Consider the following 18,835-nt stretch of genomic DNA (forward strand, 5'->3'; position numbering starts at 1 on the left):
GCGATAGCGAGCCAAGAAAATCTCAAGAAGCTATCTGGCAAACAGACCTCAATTTTCCGCGAACATGTCGATCTGTTCAGGTTCTTCACGCTCCGCTTCGTCTTCAAACGAAAGGCCGGACATAGCGGCGAGGTCGTGAACAACGCGGGTGATATGGTGGGCCATGTTCCACTCGCGCCACATGCTCGCGCTGCCCGGTGTGGCATGACCATTGGCCGCGTCCCACATCCTGCGATCCGCATACGAGAACATTTTGCCCGCGAAGTCAGGCCGTGCAACAAGGTCCTTCAGAACCGCCTTCATCACCTCAGATTGCTTTCCGCCTGACTTGCCTCGAATGACAACCGTATCCGTTTTGGTCGTATAGCGAACGTGCGGGATGGGAATTGCGCCACCTTTCTTTGTCGGAAATTTGATTTGGCCACAATCTGCGCCAAAGTCGCTGAACCCAAGCCGTTCCGTAGGGATGTCGCAATCCCGAACCGCAGCGTTAAAGACTGTCCACTCGTGGCGTGGAACCAACTGCGTTTTTCCAGCGTCAGCCGGGTTGGTTGTCGGGAAGTTCGACCCTTGGAAGACAATGCATCCCCAATTTGCAATCTCGGACAGTTCATTGAACGTACCGTCGACAACTTCGGTGGCGATCTCTGGGTCCAGTTCGAGCCCTGCGAAGTCGACGAAGATTTCACACTCAGAAGCGGAAAGACCAAGCGCCTGCAACCCATCACGCAGAACGTCGCCATCCAAGTCTTCGGCCCGCAGATGAATCGCTGCACGGGGGAATGTGCCGAGCAGCAATCCGCGCCACAAGCTATTACCCAGATCAGACGCTGGAATAACCGCAATAAGGTTTGGATTTCTCGCCCGAGCGACTTGGAAAAGCCGATTGATATCCTCGTCTTTGGGCTCTCTCATTACGTATTGAGTGTCCATGTAAGCGGGAAAACGTGGCCAGTGTTTACCGATACGTTCACCTGTTACATACGCGATCTCGTCATGCGTCAGAACCTTTTGAAGTTCTGGGTCCTTTTCGATCAATGGCGGCAGGACAAAGTAAGGACGCACATGCTTCTGCATGGCCGGGCGAATACGCCCCGCCGCGTTGTATTCACCTTGCTTAAACCTTAGTGCCGGACGATATGGCAGCATCGTTGCTCTCCTCGGGTTGCTCAATAAGTACCTTCCTCACGGTGTTCCTCCCGATCTTTTTTGAGAACAACGCGTAGTTGTTTCTCTCTTTTTGAATCCTGCCAAAAACGATGGCCGGATTAATCCCCAGTTCTTTTGCCAGCTTCTCTGCGGGCTGCGCTGTTTTGGCGATCCGAGCAGTGGATTTCCGCCAACGTTCTTCTGGAATCAGCATGTTAGAAGCAAAAGCATCCGCTTCCGCTTCCTGTTCGTCAACTGACGCTGCATCAAACTGATCAAAAAAGCCACTAGTGAGGCCTGTCAAACGGTGCAGAACGACATGACCGACTTCATGGAGCAGACTAAACCAAAAGTTGCCCGTATCGTCTTTTCTAAGTGTAAGGCCAATAACCGGCACACCCTCTTCAATAAACGCGGCACCGTCGATGGTAAGGCCCGGGATTTGCCTCTCCGCGATGAGGACGATACCTGCCTCAAAGAGCTGCTGTTGGGCGCGGCGCGGGCCATCTGGAAACACACTCAGCTTAGGAAGTTGATTCAGCCAACCCGTATTCACGGGGTCATAGCTTGGAACTCCTTTACGAATGATTTCTTTAGCGCGCGTCACCACCCGAGCTCGCCACGCGTGAAGCAAAACATCTTCGCTGTGGTCCTGAACGTTCAGCCCCGTCCGCAACAAGGTTGGGCTGCCAAAATCAATTCTGTTTTCTGCGATGTATTGACGGAGCTGCGACTCGTCCATGTCATCCGAAAACCAGCCGTTTACGCGGCCATGTTTCAGGATCTTCCTGATTCCCTCTTTGGAGACATCATCAATGACTTTATCCAGCCCCCGAAACTGAGGGTTTGGCTCGATGGTCGCGCTTAAACGAACTCCCACCAGAGCCGCGACGCGTGCGTAGTTTTTGACGCTGATGGAATTGTAGCGGTCAGCTTCATATCGCTGGACCTGCTGCTCCTTTACCCCCAAGCGCCAAGCTAGATCACGCTGCGTATAACCTTTGGCAATCCGCGCTACGATCAACATCAAGCCCGGATCACTTTCCGCACGGCGCTCAAGAGGCGTTGGCTTCCCAGTCCCCTTGGCAAGATCATACGCATCGATAGCATCATTCAAGTCGTCACGTTCGGCTTTCATAGTCGCGGAGAGTTGCTTCACAACTTCCGGCGGCAAACCCTCAACAACTCGCTTTAGGGATTCATCTGTCGCCAGCGCCTCATCAAGTGCGGCCACGCGCGAGCGAGCTTCGCGCAGTTCTTTTTCATTTAGGATGATGCCTGTATTCATACGCCTTATCTACCCAACAAAAATGTTGTGGTCAAGAGGCCCAACAAAAATGTTGTGTTACTGCTAACTTGTCGCCGAGACCGTCAGTCTCAGTTCGAATCTTCCAGCTTCTCTCAGAGCACATTTGGCGCGCTTCGCAGTACAAAAGCGCGGCATGCACCAGTTCAGGATTTGTTGGATTCACGAAACATACGCAGTAGCACTGTCATCTAATCGATTGGGTTGGCCGAGCAGGTCATTGGCGTCAACCGCTACCCCAGTGATACCCGGCAGGGAAACGGCAAGCATGAGCGGCAAGCGCCACGCTTCTAACATATTGATATTTTTTATTTAAATGGTGCCCGGGGGCGGAATCGAACCACCGACACGAGGATTTTCAATCCACTGCTCTACCCCTGAGCTACCCGGGCATGGGAAGGCGTCTCGCCTTGGGTGCTGGCCTTCTATGTCAGCCAATCGGGCCTGTCCAGAGGAAAAAGACAAAAAAGTCAGTGCAAACGTGAACTTTGTTTTTGCATCTCTTCGAGCGCCTCAATGGCCTCTTCCGGATCCTGTGAAGGCACTGCGTAATCTCCGCCAAACCACTTGCCCAAATCAATGTCCGCACAGCGTTTGGAGCAGAACGGACGGTAGGTTTGCACCGTGGCTTTCTTACAGATCGGACAGCTCATTTGAGCACCTCCGCAAGCGGCACACGGGCGTTTTTTCGTTGCAATTCAAAGTGCCCCAGCGGAGTCCAGCCCACCAAGGCGGTGTCGATGGTGTCCCGCTTGAAGGCCGCCCGCAGGGCGCTCTCAAAGCCACGGCGGTCTTTTTTCGGCATGGGCGCCAGGTCGAGCACAATCTGCCCGCCAAGGCCGCGCACGCGCAACGCCCGCGGCAGCGCTTTGGCCACCGCAAAGTTGGTTTTTGTCCCCGCCGCAGGGGAGGTGTCTTTGCCGGTGTTCACGTCCACCGCAACAAGCGCACGGGTCGGTTCGACATACATGGAAGCCCCGCCGCCCAAAGGCACGTAGGCGCCCTGCGCCGCGTCCAGCGCGTCCAGCACGCCATGGCTTTCAAAACTGCCGGCTTCGGTCACCACCTCCGCAGGCTCGGACCAATCCCGCCACGCCGCAACATGTGGACCATCGCCGTCGATCAGCTTTTCAGCAGGACCATCCGCATCGGCCAAAACCTGCTCCGCCAGATCAAGCATGGCCGCGATATCTTCAGCCACATCCGCGTCATCCGCCTCGGCACAGGCGGAGCGTAGGATGATCCCCGCATCGGGCGTTTCAACCACCCCATGGGCCACTCCGAGGAGCGCATCCCGGCGCTCATCATCACGGATTGAGCGGCTCACATTCACCCCCGGTGCACCCGGGGTGACAATGGCATAGCGGCTTTTGAACAGCACTTTTTGCGTGACCGGGATCGCCTTGCCGGCCTCGGCCAATCCGGTCACCTGCACCAGCAACACATCGCCCGGTGCAAGACCTTTGACCTGGCGCAAGAAAGCCATGCCATCCGGGGTTTTCAAGAACATGCCGCCCTGCCCTTTGACAGGCCGGTCCGCCACTGCGCGGTAGATGGTGCCGGGACGCGGCATGTCGCTGTCAATCAGCAGGTCATCGAGCTGGCCATCCACCATCAAGGCGGCGGCTTCGCGGCCGTCGATGTGGTCCAAAATGATCTGATTTCCGTTCATGTGCGTTCCTTGTAAAGCGTGTAGCCGGCCGCGCGCAGCAGGCCAGCGGTTTCGGCCACAGGCAGACCTACAATGCCGGTAAATGATCCCGAAATCCACGGGATGAAGGCGCCTGCCGGACCTTGGATGGCGTAGCCGCCCGCCTTGCCCTGCCAATCATTGGTGGCCAGATAAGCGTCAAGCTCTTCATTGGACAGGCGTTTCATTTTCACCGCACTGACCACATCGCGCTCAAACAGCTGATCGCCCTTGCGCAGCGCAACCGCGGTGATCACCCGATGACGTCGGCCTGACAGCGCCTTGAGAAAGGCGGCGGCTTCGTCGACATCCTGCGGCTTGCCCATAATGCGACGCCCAAGCGCCACCGTGGTGTCTGCGCACAGCACAACATCGGTGGCTGCGGCCTGAACCGCCAGCGCCTTCTCACGCGCGATTCGCACACAATAAGGCCGCGGCAATTCATTTTTATGGGGGTCTTCGTTGATGTCAGGGGGGCAAATGTCATCTGCCACCACACCAATCTGCGCCAACAATTCTTTGCGGCGCGGACTGCCAGAGCCAAGTATCAGCCGCATGCCGGACCTCTTAAATGCGAAAAGGCGGCCCGCTTGGGGCCGCGCAATGTCTTGATGTAGATCGCTTATTTGAAGCGGTAGTTGATCCGACCCTTGGTCAGATCATAAGGTGTCATCTCGACTTGAACCTTGTCGCCAGCCAGAACACGGATGCGGTTTTTGCGCATCTTGCCTGCCGTATGTGCGATGATCTCATGGCCGTTTTCCAGCTCGACCCGAAACGTCGCATTCGGCAGGAGTTCCTTCACGACACCGGGAAATTCGAGCAGTTCTTCCTTCGCCATGGTCTCTCCTTTGATTAGCACCTGCAGCATTTTGCAGGACGTGCGCTTAAATGAGGGCTTTTTCCCTTTTTTTCAAGGGCCAAAACCAAAAGAAGCCGATTTATCCAAAGATAACCCGACATATCCTCCCCTTAGCCACCAATTGGCTGATGGTCCGGCAGTCGGCTGAGCCAGCCGCCCGCTTGGGCTTCATACTTGCGCCAGCCATCGGCGCTGCCCTTATAAATCTTCTTACGCACCTGTTCTTGCGAGGCGGTGCGGACCACATTGGCGCTGTCCTCCGGCGCCAGGCAGGCTGCTTGCCAGTCCAATCCAAGAGATTGAATAAGCGTCGGAATTTGGACGTCAGGATCGGCCACAAGCGCCTCATAGTCGACATCAATGATGCGATCGGGGAAGCGCTCATGCCAAAACGCCATCAGGTCCTGATAGAGTTCAAAATAGCGGATCAGACTGTCCATATCATTGGTGAAACCCAAACTGTTGCTGGCATAGAAATGGCGGAAATTGGACCAGCAGCAAGCCTTGGGGTCCCGATGCACATGCACGATTCGGGCCTGTGGCAAGGCTGTCGCGATATGCCCGATCAGACGGAAATTCTGCGGCATTTTGTCGGTGATGAACGCCCCGCTGCCCGTTTGCGTCAGGCGCGTCAGATAGGCTTGTCGCAGCTTGGCCGCCTGCGCCGTATCAAGGGGAGATCCCACCAAACCAAGCTGTTTCACCATAAGCGCGAAGTAGTCGAGCTCACCCTTTTGAACCACCTGCGAGTGACGCCCGATGATGGTTTCGGTCAGAGACGACCCCGACCGTGGCATTCCCAAGATAAAAATGGGGGTGGGGTCCTCCTCCGCCGCAACCACCTCCAGCGCAGGCTGTTCTGTAAACTGCCGCTTTAAAGCGTCAAACAACCGGGCCTCGGTTTCAATGTCAAAACCCGTTTCTTTGAATCGCAACGCGTTGGCCGCCAACAGGTTGCGATAGGCATCCGCGTATTCCTCACGCTCCTCCTGGGCCGCCACCTTGGCAAACCCAAACTTGAGCGCATCTGAGGCGGGCGGATCGCGCCGCAACTGCGCCGCAATACGGTCGTCAAAATCAGCAATCCGTGAGGGTTTTTGGCTGTTTGCAAAATTACAGTAGGCAATGCTGTAGGCAGGCGCGACATCCATCACCTTCTGCCACTGCGCCAAAGCCTCATCCTTGCACCCCAGAGCGTTGAGCACCGAGGCATAGTTTCCAAGCAAAGCTGCATTTTCCGGCCAGAGGGAGAGACCAGCCTCAAGCAGGTTCCGCGCACCGTCAAGCTCGCCGAGCGCGTACATGAGTTTTGCCGCCTTAAGCAGCGGCTGCACGTCATTCGGCGCCAGCTTGCCGGCTATGTCATAACATTCCAGCGCCAAAACCTGTTGACCTGACGCCTCAAAGGCCTCCCCAAGGTCCATAGGATAGCCGGGCTGATCAGCCCCGTATTTCAGCGCATCACCCAAAACAACAATCGCGTTGTCCACATCCCCCATGGCCAACAAAGCCCGGCCAAGGCCATTGAGCGCAACAGCATGTCTCGGTGCTGCTTTCAGAAACGCCACAAAAAGCGGTACCGCAAGTGCCGGACGCCCAACTTGAGTAAGCCCCAAGGGCAGCTCCAATGACGCCTCTTCTCTCTGCGCCAAATGTGCCGCTTTACTGAGGAAGCTATCTGCTATTGCTGCATCGCCCAACTGTTGTGCAGAAAACCCCGCCAACGCGTGTAATCCGACGTGCGTAGGCTGCGCCTTGATCGCCTTTTGGGCGCGGAACATCACTTTGCGAAATTCGCCTTTGTCATAAAGCGATTGAATCACACCCAAATCAGAGGATGCGATTTTTGAAACGCCTTGTACCTTTTGCGGCATGATGAGTCCCTTGCTGAAATCACCGCAAATGTCTCAAACTATGGCAAACAAATGGTTAGCATTTGCGCGTTATTCAGAGATGCTACCCCAGCGCGCGCGCAGGTACGCCAAGATCTCATCGCGCGCCGTACGATAAGCTGCCAATTTGGCCTCCCGCCCGTCGCCCGCCTGCGCCCCACTGGGATCAGACACCGGCCAATACTCCAGCTCCAGATGGTCAAATCGCGTCAACTCTTCTGCCTTGCTGCGGCTGGCCGGGGTCAGCGCCACCACCATGTCAAAACTGGACAACTCATCACCCAGCTTCTCCATCTCTTCAAAACTGCGGGTGCGGTGCCGGTCCAGTTCCACGCCGATCTCGGAACAGACCGCAATGGCAAAGCCGTCAATCTCCAGATCGCTGCGGATGCCAGCCGATTGCACATAGACGTCCTGACCATAGAACTTCTTCATGATGCCCTCCGCCATGGGGGAGCGCACCGCGTTCTGGTCACAACAGAACAAAACCGATTGTGGCAAAACCTGCTTCTGATCGGAATCCGCCACGTAGCTCAGCCCCCGAAGTGCAGGACACAGATCAACGTAAACAGGCGCCGGGCGGTATCGGTGTCGATGTCCGCCTTACCCTCCAACCGTTCCTGCAATACCCGCGCACCTTCGTTGTGAATTCCACGGCGCGCCATGTCGATGGTCTCGATCTGGCTCGGCGGCAGGTTTTTCACCGCATCAAAGTAGCTCTCACAAATCGCCCAATAGTCTTTCACCACCTGCCGGAACGGCGACAGGCTCAGGTGGAACTCCGCTGCTTTCTCACCACCTTCGCTGGTCACATCAAACACCAGCCGCTTTTCGCGGATCGACAGATCCACAGAAAACGGCCCATCCGGGATCACCCGATCGTCGCGCTTGGGCAAAGCAAAACTGTTCTCTTCCAACAGATCAAAAATCGCCACCTTACGCTCCTGATCAATCTCCGGTGTGGGAGGTGGCAGGTTGCGGTCATCAATTTGGATGTGGCTGATCCGGGACATGGGAAGCTCTTGTCTTTTTGCGATGCAGCATGAGTAGCGCACCGCCCCCCGTCTTGTCCATCGGTTGCAACTGTCGCAGCCATTGACAGCACCCCCAAGGCTGCGCAATCCAATCCGCACCCACAAGCGAGGACTCCTTATGTCACAGCCCCTGCCCATCTTTGACCTCACAGGCCAAAACGCCTTAATCACCGGCAGCACGGATGGGTTGGGCAAAGCCGCCGCAGCGCTTTTGGCCCAAGCAGGCGCGCATGTCTGGATCAACGGTCGCAACGCTGAGCGCTGTGACGTCGTTGCGCGTGACTTCCGTGCTGCAAACCTCAACGCCACCGCTCTGCCGTTTGATGTGGCGGACGAAACCGCTGCGAAACACGCCTTTGATACCGTGGCCACCGCCGGCGGCCTCTCCATTTTGATCAACAACGTCGGCCAACGCGACCGCCGCCCTTTACCAGAATTCACTCGCAACGACCTGCAAACGCTTTTAAACGTCGACCTGATCTCGCCCTTCCGTCTGTCCCAACGCGCCGCAGAGCAAATGCGCGCAAAAGGCTACGGGCGGATTGTGAACATCTCATCGATTGCCGGCCTGATCGCGCAATCCGGCGACGCGGCCTATACCTCCGCCAAAGCGGGTATCAACGGCATGACCAAAGCGATGGCGGCTGAACTTGGCAGTGATGGCATCAACGTCAACGCCGTGGCACCCGGCTTTTTTAAAACCACGCCCAACGCCGCCGCGGCGCAAGACCCTCGACTTGCCGAGAAACTGCAAAACGCCACGGCGCTCAAACGCTGGGGCAACCCCGAAGAGCTGGCACCCGCCATCCTTTTCCTCGCCAGCCCCGCCGCCAGCTATGTGACCGGACAGGTCTGGGCCGTGGATGGCGGCTATACCAGCCACTACTAACGCCCTTTTGCACATTCTCATTCCCCAAATATCCTAGGGAGTCGCAGCCTGCTGTTACGGGGCAAAGCCTCTTACTTGTTTAACGCATCCAAGCGCGCACGCACGCTCAAACCATGTGCTTCAAGGCTCTCGGAAATCGCCAATGCCTCCGCCGCCGGACCAATCGCCTTCAAGGCTTCCGGCGTCATCTTCGACAGCGTGGTGCGCTTGATGAAATCCATTACCGACAGGCCAGAGCTGAACCGGGCTGAGCGTGCGGTGGGCAATACGTGGTTTGGTCCACCCACATAGTCACCGATTGCTTCAGGCGTATATTGACCGAGGAAAATCGCTCCAGCGTGGGTGATCTTCTCACACAGCGCATCCGGGTCGGCCACGCATAGCTCCAGGTGTTCCGGTGCAATCCGATTGGACAAAACCGCCGCCTGATCCAGATCTGCCACAGTGATCACGGCCCCAAAGTCTCGCCAGCTGACGCCGGCAATCTCGCGCCGCTCCAGCGTTTCCAAACGTTTGTCCACCGCGTCTGCCACAGCTTGGCCAAAGGCAGCGTCATCTGTGATCAAGATCGACTGCGCGCTCTCGTCATGCTCCGCCTGGCTCAGCAGATCCAGCGCAATCCAATCCGGATTGTTGTCTCTGTCAGCAATCACCAAAATTTCGCTGGGTCCGGCAATCATGTCGATGCCCACCTTGCCAAACACCCGGCGCTTGGCCGCCGCCACAAACGCATTGCCCGGTCCGGTGATCTTATCCACCGGCGCGATGGTGTCAGTGCCATACGCCAGTGCCGCCACAGCCTGCGCGCCGCCAATGCGATAAACTTCATCCACACCCGACAGCCGCGCCGCCAACAACACCAGCGGGTTGGCCACCCCATCTGGGGTTGGCACCACAATTGCCAAGCGCTCCACACCCGCCACTTTCGCCGGGATTGCATTCATCAGCACAGAAGATGGATAGCTTGCCAAGCCACCTGGCACATACAACCCCGCCGCAGAGACCGGCGTCCAACGCCAGCCCAGCGTGGCGCCGCTCTCATCGGTCCAGCTTTCGTCACTTGGCATCTGCCGCGCGTGATAGGCTGTCACTCGTTCTGCGGCCAGCTCCAACGCCGCGCGGTCTTCGTCCGTCACCTGCGCGCAATAGCTATCAATCTCTGCCTCAGAAAATCGCAGCGTCTCTGGGGTCAGCTCCAAACGGTCAAACTTCGCCGTCAGGTCTATAACCGCCGCGTCCCCGCGATGGCGCACGTCTGCAATGATGTCGGCCACAACGGCGTCCACATCCGGGCTGTCTTCACGTTTGGCCCCCAAAAGGGTGGTGAAGGCGGCTTCAAAATCAGCAGCTTGCGCATCAAGAAAAACGGGCATTTGGTCTCTCCGTAAAGGTCACGCCTTCTTAGACCGCACCATTTGGAGGCTCAAGCGTCAAGCTGTCTCAGCATCAGAACATCGTCACGGGGCTGGCCATCGACAATCACAGAACGCGGACGCAGGCCAATTTGCTGAAAGCCGCAAGCTTGATACAGCGCCTGCGCGCCCAGGTTCTGATTGTCCACGCAAAGCTCCAGCTGCAACACGCCCATTTGCAGCGCCGCCTCCACAGCAGCATCCATCAAAGCCCGAGCAAGGCCGCGTCGACGTGCGGAGGGATGCACATATAAGGGGCCGATGTCAGCCATATGGCGCATCTGTTCTGGACCGCCCCGCCGGAGCGCGACAAAGCCCACCAATGTTTTGTCGTCAAAGGCGCCAATCACCTCACCCGCCGTCAGCTTTGCCACCAAGGCACTGTCCGGCGTTGCCACCGCCTCCGCCGCCGTCAGCAAAAACGCTGACGGATCGGCACTCAGCCCATGTAACCACAGCCCGCGATAGGCCTCCAGATCATCCGCCGTCAAGATGCGGATCATGCCGGATGGCTTGGGGTGGATTTGGACGGCGCAATGTAGGGGCGTGTCACGTCTTTCAACGACACTTCCAGTGCTTCCACCTGCAAGCGAATCGCCCCGTCACCAGCCAAGGTCAGAATCACCGCGCCGTCAGCATCTTCACCCGGCTCAAAGGACACCGACAACACAGACAGGATGGTGTCGGCATCGCCCCGTTCCACACCTTGGGACGCCACACGCACAACATTGTCGACCACCAACAGGCTTTGCACCCGCTCCACCGAGCGCTTGCGGCGCTCCGCGGCGGTCTGATCTTCCCAGCGGAACCGGTTCAGCAACACGGCAAAGCGGCGATCTTTGGCCAGCCACTGCATCTCGGACGCCGGAAAAATTGCGTCCTGCGCCAGCGTTGAGAGAACTTGCAAGTCCTCCGCATCCAACGCGCCGAGATTTAGCGGGCGATCGCCGCCGTCTTCAAACCGTGCATCCTGTTGCGTCACTGTTCCTGTACCCTTTCAATATGGGCACCCACGCCGCCCAGCTTTTCTTCGATGCGTTCATACCCGCGATCCAGGTGATAGACTCGGCTCACGATAGTCTCGCCTTCCGCTGCCAATCCGGCAAGGATCAACGACACAGACGCCCGCAAATCGGTCGCCATGACCCGCGCACCCTTGAGCTTCTCCACACCATGCACTGTTGCGGTGCCGCCGTGCACCTCAATATTGGCCCCCATGCGAATAAGCTCTGGCGCGTGCATGAAGCGGTTCTCAAAAATCTTCTCTTCCAGCACCGAGGTGCCCTCAGCGGTGCACATCATCGCCATGAACTGCGCCTGAAGGTCGGTTGGGAAGCCCGGGAACGGCTCTGTGGTCACATCAACCGCTTTCACCCGGCCATTTTTGCGTGCCACTTTGAGACCCTTTTCGGTCTCTTCCACATCAATGCCCGCCTCGTGCAGCTTGGCCACAAAGCTCTCGACCAAATCCAGACGCCCACCGAGCAGCTCCACTTCGCCACCACAGAACGCCGGTGCCAACATAAAGGTACCCAGTTCAATGCGGTCGGTCACAACCGGATGGGTCGCGCCGTGCAGGCGGTCCACACCCTGAATGGTGATGTCAGACGTGCCATCCCCCTCAATCTGCGCGCCCATCGCGCGCAGGCAGGTGGCGAGATCCACAATCTCCGGCTCCCGCGCGGCGTTTTTGATCACCGTAGTGCCTTTGGCCAGCGTCGCCGCCATCAAGATGTTTTCGGTGGCGCCCACAGAGGCAAAGGCCAGCTCAATCACCGCACCCTTAAGGCCGTTTGGTGCCTTGGCGTGCAGGTAGCCGTCTTTTAATTCAATCTCTGCGCCCAGCTTCTCCAGACCAAAGATGTGCAAATCCATCGGACGTGCGCCAATCGCACAGCCGCCCGGCAGCGACACAACCGCATGGCCCAACCGCGCCAGCATTGGACCCAACACCAGATTGGAGGCACGCATCTTACGTACAATGTCATAATCCGCGATGTGGTTGTTGATGTCATGGCTCGACATCGCCAGCACTTTGCCGTCCTGCAAGCTGGTCACTTCCGCGCCCAACGAGCCCAGCAATTCGCTCATGGTCTTGATGTCACTCAAACGCGGTGCGTTGGTCAGCGTCAGCGGTTCTTCGCTCAAAAGCGTGGCCGGCATCAGCGTCAGACAGGCGTTTTTGGCCCCCGCAATTGGGATCTGCCCCTTAAGCGGCCCGTTGCCGCGTACAATAATCGAATCCATTTAATCCTGCCCTTTACTCTTCACCGCCTCACTTGAGTCGGTTGTCTCACTCTGCGCACGTGCTTTGGCCTGCGCTTTCCGGCGCCCCATGTTGGCTTTTAACGCTGCCTTGAGCCGATCTTCGCGACTGTTGGCAGTTTTTTTGGCTTTATTTACAGGGGTCGATTTGTGTTCCATGCAGTTTCTTTACATGAGGCGCAAAAAAGGGTCCAGATTGCGCTTGCACATGTTGAAGTTTGGTCCTAAACACCGCGCCACGGTAATGCTGTGGTAGCTCAGTGGTAGAGCGCACCCTTGGTAAGGGTGAGGTCGGGAGTTCAATCCTCCCTCACAGCACCACCGGACCTCCTGAAATTGTATGTATACACGCAGTGAGTGATCCGCGTGGGTGCCACCACCCAAGAAAACGGGGCGCGGCCATCGCCATTTTATGTGCTTTTTCGACCACCTGCACCATCTTATTCTGAGCGGGCGCAGGCACACAGAATCACACGCGGCCAGATTCGGCGCAAACCAGCCCAAACTCTGCAAAACTTGACCGTCGATTCGCCAAGCATCGTTCGCAAGATGAGGTCAATTCACCCAACCCCGCCCGCTTGTCGCCAAATTGCAAACAATCACCACCCCCCGCTTGTGGCGGGATCACCACAACCAAGTTAACCTTCCACCACCTGCAATTGGTTCACAGTTGGAAACGACCACACCCACAAATACGTGACGCAAGGAAAGCCAAGGCAAAAAAGGCCTAATTTTGACCATGCCACACACTGGATCGCCACATTTCCCGCCCAAATTGCGCCTCTTTTCGGAAACAATGACACAGGAAGCCCTGCGCGCATTAACCAAAACTTAAGACCCATTGCCGCCGTATTTTCCGCGCTTTTCGTCAAATTTTGCAGGTTTTTGTTTCTTCCTCGCCTCGATTGCATCATATTTAAGGGCAAGTCCAACTGGGGGACGAGTTCTGGCTAGGGGCAGCCAAACGAAATGTAGAGGGCATCAAATGATGCCGCGTAACTCACGCCAATCGGCGCATTGAATCCAATTCTGCGGGTTCAAAGCGGGTGATGGCGGCTGACGCGGCTTGTGCGATGAGAAAGAGGGTACAATGGCTGATCCAAACGGTCCTGGAATTGTAGACGGCACGCAAAACGACGACGAAATCTCCATCGGCTATGTCGATGTAGACGGCGATACAGTGGACAACTCCGGCAATGTCATCAGTGCCCAAGACGGCAACGATGGCATCTCTGCTGGCAATGGCGACGACACAATTTATGCGGGTGACGATGACGACGTTGTCAGCGCAGGTGGCGGCGACGATGTTGTGTACGGAGACGAAACAGACCACGCTGAAGGTCCGGTCGACGGCAGCGAACCTGGCGACGACCTCATTACAGGCGATGCCGGCAACGACACCATCTACGGCGGCGGCGGCAACGACACCATTTATGGTGACTTCGGCGACGGACCAACCGCTACCGGCGCTCGGGAAAGCTTCAACTGGAGCGAAGTGACCGGCTTTGCGGATGGCGCAGCCGTGCCAACCGGCTATTCACAAGACACCGGCTCTGTGAGCGTCTCTGTGTCGACCACCACTTCCGGTGGCGGCGACTCCAGCTTTGCAACAGCGACACAACTGCTGACAGACGTAGACACCGGCGACGAAGACGGCGACGTCAACTCCGGCGCGACCTTGACCACCGGCACCGGCACCAATGCCAGCGTGACCAAAGGCGTCGACTTCTCCGAGCCTGTCGACAATGTGGTGTTCCGCATCAGCGACATCGATGAAAGCGCCGTTGTAAAAGTCCGCGCATGGGACGAAGACGGCAACGAAATCGAAGTGACCATGTTTGCCAGCGGTGACAGCAACCTGCACCTGGTCGACATCAACGGAGACGGCACCACCGAGGCGGCTATCTCTGACGGCACCAACCCTGGTGACGCCGAAGACATCGACAACTCCGTACTGGTGGCCATCCCTGGTCCAGTGGCGCGGATGGAAATCATCAACGTCAATCTTGACGGTGAACCTTCTGACATTGTTGTCTCTGACGTGTTCTTTGACAGCGTTGCCCCTACTGCGATCTTTGACGCAGATGACTCGCTGATGGGTGAAGATGGCGACGACGTCATCTACGGCCAGCAGGGCGACGACACCATTGACGGTGGTGCTGGCTCTGACACCATGGAGGGCGGCGCAGATGCCGACCGCTTTGTTATCGGTACGGCTTGGGAAGGCGTGGACGATGTTGTGCACGGCGGATCCGAAGGCGACGACCATGACGTGCTGCAACTTGATGGAGTCGAAGGGGTCGATTGGCGGCTGGTCGATTCATCTACCGACAGCGATGGCAATGGTATCGACGGCACAATCGAACTGATCGACACTACAGGTGACGGTCCCTACGTGACCGGCACACTGACCTTCGAGAACATCGAAGAGATTGTCTGCTTCACACCTGGCACTCGCATCCTGACCCCAATGGGCGAAGTGGCGGTGGAAAACCTGAGCGAAGGCGATCAGGTTGTGACCCGCGACAACGGTCTACAGACCATCCGCTGGGCAGGCCGCAAGCACGTGTCTGGCCGTGACCTGATGGTGCGTCCGGAACTGCGTCCGATCCTGATCAAGCAGGGTGCACTGGGTCCAAACCAGCCAGAGCGCGACATGATGGTTTCCCCATCTCACCGCATGCTGCTGGTGTCTGAGCAAGCCGAACTGCTCTTTGAAGAGCGCGAAGTTCTGGTTGCAGCCAAGCACCTGACCCACCTTGATGGTGTGGAACAGATTGACGTGGTTGGCGTGGACTACATTCACTTCCTCTGTGACAACCACGAAGTGGTGCTGGCAGACGGCGCATGGAGCGAAAGCTTCCAGCCGGGTGAATACTCCATGAACGGCATCGGCAAAGAGCAGCGCGACGAAATCTACGCCCTGTTCCCGGAGCTGCAGCAACGTGAAGGTCTGGCCGGCTACACCGCCGCCCGCTTGTCGCTGAAGCGCCACGAGGCCAAACTGCTGGGCTAACCCCCCACAGTCACAAGTTCGCTATGGGATGGGTCGGCCTTCGGGTCGGCCCGTCTCGTTTTTACACCATCCCGCCTTTAACCTGCCTCAATCTGTGACACGAATGTCTTGAGAGCGCCGAAGGCGCGGCAGAACATTCGTGTCCCAAATTAGGGCGGGGCGCTTTAGGCCCGAAATCCAAGGCTGGACAGTTGCGCCGGAATGCCGTCAGTTTGCTTAACACGCAAAGTTCTGACCGGAGCCAACCATGCCAGCGCCTCACAACCCTTTCAAAGCCGCTCTTGCCAACAAACAGCCTCAGATCGGCTGCTGGATGTGCTTTGGCGAAACCGTCGCAGCCGAGTTGATGAGCACCACCGGCTTTGACTGGCTTGTGGTGGATGGCGAGCACGGCCCCAATGACATCCGCTCAATCACCGATCAGGTCCGCGCTTTGGAACCCACAAACAGCCACGCAGTGGTGCGGGTGCCAATTGGCGAAGACTGGGTGCTCAAACAAGTGCTGGATGCCGGCGCGCAAACCGTTCTGGTGCCAATGGTCGACACCGGCGCACAGGCCGAGGCCATTGTGCGCGCCTGCCGCTATGCACCCGACGGTGTGCGTGGCATGGGCGGCTATGGATCACGGGTAACCCAATTTGCCGCCATTCCAGACTACGCCACCACCGCCAACGCGGAAATTTGCGTGCTGGTGCAGGCTGAAACCCGCACTGCCATCGAAAACCTCGACGACATTCTCGCTGTAGACGGCGTGGATGGCGTCTTCATTGGACCGGCAGACCTTTCCGCCGACATGGGCTTCCCCGGTCAACCCGAAGCGCCCGAAGTGCAGACCGTCATCAAAGACGCCATCACCCGTATCTCCGCCGCAGGCAAAGCCCCCGGCATCCTGACGTTTTCTATGGAGGCGGCCAAAACCTACCTCGATCTGGGCGCCACCTTTGTCGCGGTGGGCATCGACACTGTGGTGCTGGCGAACGCCGCCCGCGCACTCAGCAAAGATGCCAAAGCGCTGATCAAATAGCAAAAAGGGCGCCATCCCTGGCGCCCCGTTGGGTCAATTGGAAAGCGGTCACCCCTTCGGCGGTGTGTACCAGATCGGCGAGGAATAGGCCCGCTCCTGATGGATCAACTGCGCCTCCGCTGGCAGTTCAATGCCGTAGCGCAGCTTGTCGTAGACCACCCAGCGTGGGGTCGGGATTTCCAACACCCGCACATAGTAGAATGCCGGTTCTGCCGGATCAAAGTCCGGGTCCGTCCATACAGAGGTCAACTCAGACGCGCCAATGGTGTTGGCCCAGCTTGCGCTTTCCAGATCCACGGTATTGCCCACAGCGGGCACCTTGCCATCGGCATCCATCTCGCGCCCGTCCGACCAAGCCACGTCATAGACCTTCTCGTGCAAACCACCATCCGCATCCATCCAGCCTTTGATCACCTGCATCCGGTCGAGGTTGGCGCCAATCGGATCCCGCAGCGCCGCCAGCAAGAAACTGGGCGCACCGTCGCCTTCATTGGCTTGCAGATCACCACCCATCGGCACGCCTTTGGCATAGCCTACCACAGCTGGGTTGCGGGTGCGTAGGTCGTCTTCGCCAAATTCCCAACCACCAAAGAACCGCAGCCCCATGCGTGGCCCGGTGGTGGCATAGGTCTCACGACGTTTGAAGGCGTCAAAAATTGCCGAACGGGTGTTTTCCGTTGCCCATACCGCCGTGTAGCCAGACGCCACAAGCTGGTGCCCCTCAATCCGCCCCAGATCGCTGGCAATAAACGGATGCTCAATCCGCGTCGGCGACGGTTCCACGCTCACCGATTTGGAGAAGAAGTTCTCTTCCTCCGCGGTGGCCAAACCGGTATGGCTGTCTGTGGCGCCACCAATGCCAAATTTATAGGGGTTCACACCCAGCTTTTTCTCAAGCGCCAACCCTTGTTTGAGCGCTTCACGGGCATATTCCCCCGCCAACATTTCTTCGGTTTTCAACTCCGTCAGATCCAGGTTACCCGCATCCCAATTTTCATAATCGGCAAACTCATCATCCGGGCTCAGGAAGGGGTGCGCCTCGCCATCACCTTTGATCTGGGTGATCTCATAATGCGGCTCCCATTTGGCGCGCAGCTGCACATATTGCTCGTCCACTTTGCCACCGTGGTAGGTGTCCTCGGTGGGGAACATCCAGCCGTTGGACAAGTTGCCATTGTGGGCAAAAGCCACCGCGCGACCGCCGGTCTTTTCCTGATACTCTTCCAGCCAATTCCACAGATGATAGGGATCGGTATCGCCATAGGGCGGCTGCGTCACCGGCGGCACCACTTGCAGCGCCCGCATCGGGCCATCGCGCAGCATCACGTTGCGGTGCAGATTGAAGCCCTTGGGCACAGAGGTCCATTCAAATCCGATAAACGCGGTGAACCGCCCCGGATCATTGTGCGCCTCTGCCGCGTTCACAATCTTCTCCCAAGTGAAGGAGAAAGGGTCAGCGCCGGGGCTGTAACTCTCGACCAACAACTCCGGCAACGTCATCTGCGAGAAATTGGTGATCAGGTCAAACGCGGTTTTCCCAGCCTCTGCCCCGCCTTTCTTGTAGCCTTCATACCACTCGCGTCCCTTTGGATCGGCCAAAACGCCTGGCTTGCCCGCCTGCAAATCCGGCGCAAACCCCATCAGGTCAGTGTGATCGGTCAACACCATCCAGTCCAAAGGACGGCTGAGTTTCACCGGTTGCCCCGTGGAGGACACCACCTGTTCACCCTTGGCAAATCGCCAGGCATCATCCGGCCCCAAGATATTGCCAAAGGCCCCCGCATCCAGCGACAGACCGGTGTGCAAATGGGTTTCGCCCCAAAGGGGAAACGTAGGGAAAGATCGATTGGCATAGGGCGAATAGGGCGCATCTGCAAACCCGCTTTCGGCGGCTTCTTCTGACGGCACAACCTGCGCCACACTCTGTGTTGCCATCAGCAGGGCAGCAGCCCCAAATGCAGCGGCACATAGGTTAATGCGAGACGGTGTTTCGGGGTAAACGGCGGAACAAACAGGCTTCATTCAACTACTCCCAAATGGAATGAGAAACGGTCCCGAACCGCAGGACCGCATCAATTGAAAAGTGATCGGCGATATATGCCCCCACGCTACCTTAAATCAGCTGAAAACCAAGAGAATTCGACTCTGAGAATCCCCCTTCATTGCAGTTGGAGCATATCAAACGATGCAAAAACCGCGAAAATTTCAGGCAATTGCTTGCCGTTCAGCCCTGCAACTCTTTCTACAAAACATTGAAAATACTCTGGCCTACCCCTTAAAAACCAAGGATATGGAG

At 57.4% G+C, this 18,835-nt stretch carries 18 protein-coding genes and 2 tRNA genes; 4 read left to right on the forward strand and 16 right to left on the reverse strand.

The features are described 5' to 3' along the window. Positions 1 to 48 precede the first annotated feature (48 nt). From JXR15_RS19155 to JXR15_RS19200, 10 genes are all read right to left on the reverse strand, one after another. Positions 49 to 1,149, reverse strand: a complete 1,101-nt coding sequence (locus JXR15_RS19155; RefSeq protein ID WP_422054800.1) for a beta family protein — start codon at positions 1,147 to 1,149, stop codon at positions 49 to 51. After that, the gene (locus JXR15_RS19160) at positions 1,118 to 2,437 is read right to left on the reverse strand and encodes an ImmA/IrrE family metallo-endopeptidase (RefSeq protein WP_422054801.1); all 1,320 of its coding nucleotides are present in this window, start codon (positions 2,435 to 2,437) and stop codon (positions 1,118 to 1,120) included. Before JXR15_RS19160 ends, JXR15_RS19155 begins: the two co-directional genes overlap by 32 nt. A gap of 335 nt (positions 2,438 to 2,772) precedes the next feature. Then, positions 2,773 to 2,847: transfer RNA gene (locus JXR15_RS19165), tRNA-Phe, on the reverse strand. Positions 2,848 to 2,925: 78 nt separating this feature from the next. Next, positions 2,926 to 3,108 (reverse strand): DNA gyrase inhibitor YacG, encoded by a 183-nt coding sequence (locus JXR15_RS19170; protein WP_422054802.1) that lies wholly within the window; start codon positions 3,106 to 3,108, stop codon positions 2,926 to 2,928. Continuing rightward, entirely contained in the window at positions 3,105 to 4,127 is a 1,023-nt protein-coding gene (locus tag JXR15_RS19175) for a ribonuclease E/G (RefSeq protein ID WP_422054803.1), read from the reverse strand. Before JXR15_RS19175 ends, JXR15_RS19170 begins: the two co-directional genes overlap by 4 nt. Beyond that, positions 4,124 to 4,702 carry a Maf family protein gene (locus JXR15_RS19180; RefSeq protein WP_422054804.1) on the reverse strand — a complete coding sequence of 193 codons (579 nt, stop codon included), beginning with the start codon at positions 4,700 to 4,702 and terminating at the stop codon, positions 4,124 to 4,126. Before JXR15_RS19180 ends, JXR15_RS19175 begins: the two co-directional genes overlap by 4 nt. Before the next feature lie 65 nt (positions 4,703 to 4,767). Continuing rightward, positions 4,768 to 4,986: a translation initiation factor IF-1 gene (gene infA, locus JXR15_RS19185; protein WP_007205486.1), complete on the reverse strand. Its 219-nt coding sequence runs from the start codon at positions 4,984 to 4,986 to the stop codon at positions 4,768 to 4,770. A gap of 131 nt (positions 4,987 to 5,117) precedes the next feature. Beyond that, the gene (locus JXR15_RS19190) at positions 5,118 to 6,881 is read right to left on the reverse strand and encodes a tetratricopeptide repeat-containing sulfotransferase family protein (protein ID WP_422054805.1); all 1,764 of its coding nucleotides are present in this window, start codon (positions 6,879 to 6,881) and stop codon (positions 5,118 to 5,120) included. A 69-nt stretch (positions 6,882 to 6,950) separates the two neighbouring features. Next, a complete protein-coding gene (locus tag JXR15_RS19195) occupies positions 6,951 to 7,349 on the reverse strand; it encodes a low molecular weight phosphatase family protein (RefSeq protein WP_422055033.1) in 399 nt (132 codons plus the stop codon). Positions 7,350 to 7,432: 83 nt separating this feature from the next. Continuing rightward, positions 7,433 to 7,912: a UPF0262 family protein gene (locus JXR15_RS19200; protein WP_422054806.1), complete on the reverse strand. Its 480-nt coding sequence runs from the start codon at positions 7,910 to 7,912 to the stop codon at positions 7,433 to 7,435. Between the two features lie 139 nt (positions 7,913 to 8,051). Between JXR15_RS19200 and JXR15_RS19205 the strand changes: the two genes are divergently transcribed. Continuing rightward, positions 8,052 to 8,822, forward strand: a complete 771-nt coding sequence (locus JXR15_RS19205) for an SDR family oxidoreductase (RefSeq protein WP_422054807.1) — start codon at positions 8,052 to 8,054, stop codon at positions 8,820 to 8,822. Positions 8,823 to 8,893: 71 nt separating this feature from the next. On the opposite strand, the gene hisD is transcribed toward JXR15_RS19205, so the two are convergent. Genes hisD through JXR15_RS19230 form a run of 5 tightly spaced genes read right to left on the reverse strand, consistent with a single transcriptional unit; the run spans position 8,894 to position 12,658 of the window. Continuing rightward, entirely contained in the window at positions 8,894 to 10,195 is a 1,302-nt protein-coding gene (gene hisD, locus JXR15_RS19210; RefSeq protein ID WP_422054808.1) for a histidinol dehydrogenase, read from the reverse strand. A 50-nt stretch (positions 10,196 to 10,245) separates the two neighbouring features. Continuing rightward, positions 10,246 to 10,737, reverse strand: coding sequence for a GNAT family N-acetyltransferase (locus JXR15_RS19215; protein ID WP_422054809.1), 492 nt, complete (start codon positions 10,735 to 10,737; stop codon positions 10,246 to 10,248). Beyond that, positions 10,734 to 11,216: a DUF2948 family protein gene (locus JXR15_RS19220; protein ID WP_422054810.1), complete on the reverse strand. Its 483-nt coding sequence runs from the start codon at positions 11,214 to 11,216 to the stop codon at positions 10,734 to 10,736. Before JXR15_RS19220 ends, JXR15_RS19215 begins: the two co-directional genes overlap by 4 nt. Then, positions 11,213 to 12,481, reverse strand: a complete 1,269-nt coding sequence (murA, locus tag JXR15_RS19225) for a UDP-N-acetylglucosamine 1-carboxyvinyltransferase (protein WP_422054811.1) — start codon at positions 12,479 to 12,481, stop codon at positions 11,213 to 11,215. Before murA ends, JXR15_RS19220 begins: the two co-directional genes overlap by 4 nt. After that, positions 12,482 to 12,658: a hypothetical protein gene (locus tag JXR15_RS19230; protein ID WP_299424844.1), complete on the reverse strand. Its 177-nt coding sequence runs from the start codon at positions 12,656 to 12,658 to the stop codon at positions 12,482 to 12,484. Between the two features lie 87 nt (positions 12,659 to 12,745). Between JXR15_RS19230 and JXR15_RS19235 the strand changes: the two genes are divergently transcribed. The 3 genes from JXR15_RS19235 (at position 12,746) to JXR15_RS19245 (ending at position 16,539) form a co-directional block, all read left to right on the forward strand. Further along, positions 12,746 to 12,820: transfer RNA gene (locus tag JXR15_RS19235), tRNA-Thr, on the forward strand. A 769-nt stretch (positions 12,821 to 13,589) separates the two neighbouring features. Beyond that, positions 13,590 to 15,515, forward strand: a complete 1,926-nt coding sequence (locus JXR15_RS19240; protein WP_422054812.1) for a Hint domain-containing protein — start codon at positions 13,590 to 13,592, stop codon at positions 15,513 to 15,515. Between the two features lie 247 nt (positions 15,516 to 15,762). Continuing rightward, entirely contained in the window at positions 15,763 to 16,539 is a 777-nt protein-coding gene (locus JXR15_RS19245) for an HpcH/HpaI aldolase family protein (protein ID WP_422054813.1), read from the forward strand. 48 nt (positions 16,540 to 16,587) lie between these two features. Here JXR15_RS19245 and JXR15_RS19250 read toward each other — a convergent pair whose 3' ends face one another. Next, positions 16,588 to 18,561 (reverse strand): DUF3604 domain-containing protein, encoded by a 1,974-nt coding sequence (locus JXR15_RS19250; RefSeq protein ID WP_422054814.1) that lies wholly within the window; start codon positions 18,559 to 18,561, stop codon positions 16,588 to 16,590. Between the last annotated feature and the right edge of the window lie 274 nt (positions 18,562 to 18,835).

Source organism: Shimia sp. (assembly GCF_049116215.1).
In the GTDB taxonomy this organism is placed as follows: Bacteria; Pseudomonadota; Alphaproteobacteria; order Rhodobacterales; family Rhodobacteraceae; genus Shimia.

Coding starts and splice junctions, on each gene's coding strand:
- murA (WP_422054811.1), bottom strand. CDS start 12,481: ATGGATTCGATTATTGTACGCGGCAACGGGCCGCTTAAGGGGCAGATC.
- JXR15_RS19240 (WP_422054812.1), top strand. CDS start 13,590: ATGGCTGATCCAAACGGTCCTGGAATTGTAGACGGCACGCAAAACGAC.
- JXR15_RS19215 (WP_422054809.1), bottom strand. CDS start 10,737: ATGATCCGCATCTTGACGGCGGATGATCTGGAGGCCTATCGCGGGCTG.
- hisD (WP_422054808.1), bottom strand. CDS start 10,195: ATGCCCGTTTTTCTTGATGCGCAAGCTGCTGATTTTGAAGCCGCCTTC.
- JXR15_RS19170 (WP_422054802.1), bottom strand. CDS start 3,108: ATGAGCTGTCCGATCTGTAAGAAAGCCACGGTGCAAACCTACCGTCCG.
- JXR15_RS19175 (WP_422054803.1), bottom strand. CDS start 4,127: ATGAACGGAAATCAGATCATTTTGGACCACATCGACGGCCGCGAAGCC.
- JXR15_RS19180 (WP_422054804.1), bottom strand. CDS start 4,702: ATGCGGCTGATACTTGGCTCTGGCAGTCCGCGCCGCAAAGAATTGTTG.
- JXR15_RS19200 (WP_422054806.1), bottom strand. CDS start 7,912: ATGTCCCGGATCAGCCACATCCAAATTGATGACCGCAACCTGCCACCT.
- JXR15_RS19190 (WP_422054805.1), bottom strand. CDS start 6,881: ATGCCGCAAAAGGTACAAGGCGTTTCAAAAATCGCATCCTCTGATTTG.
- JXR15_RS19245 (WP_422054813.1), top strand. CDS start 15,763: ATGCCAGCGCCTCACAACCCTTTCAAAGCCGCTCTTGCCAACAAACAG.
- JXR15_RS19230 (WP_299424844.1), bottom strand. CDS start 12,658: ATGGAACACAAATCGACCCCTGTAAATAAAGCCAAAAAAACTGCCAAC.
- JXR15_RS19195 (WP_422055033.1), bottom strand. CDS start 7,349: ATGGCGGAGGGCATCATGAAGAAGTTCTATGGTCAGGACGTCTATGTG.
- infA (WP_007205486.1), bottom strand. CDS start 4,986: ATGGCGAAGGAAGAACTGCTCGAATTTCCCGGTGTCGTGAAGGAACTC.
- JXR15_RS19205 (WP_422054807.1), top strand. CDS start 8,052: ATGTCACAGCCCCTGCCCATCTTTGACCTCACAGGCCAAAACGCCTTA.
- JXR15_RS19250 (WP_422054814.1), bottom strand. CDS start 18,561: ATGAAGCCTGTTTGTTCCGCCGTTTACCCCGAAACACCGTCTCGCATT.
- JXR15_RS19155 (WP_422054800.1), bottom strand. CDS start 1,149: ATGCTGCCATATCGTCCGGCACTAAGGTTTAAGCAAGGTGAATACAAC.
- JXR15_RS19160 (WP_422054801.1), bottom strand. CDS start 2,437: ATGAATACAGGCATCATCCTAAATGAAAAAGAACTGCGCGAAGCTCGC.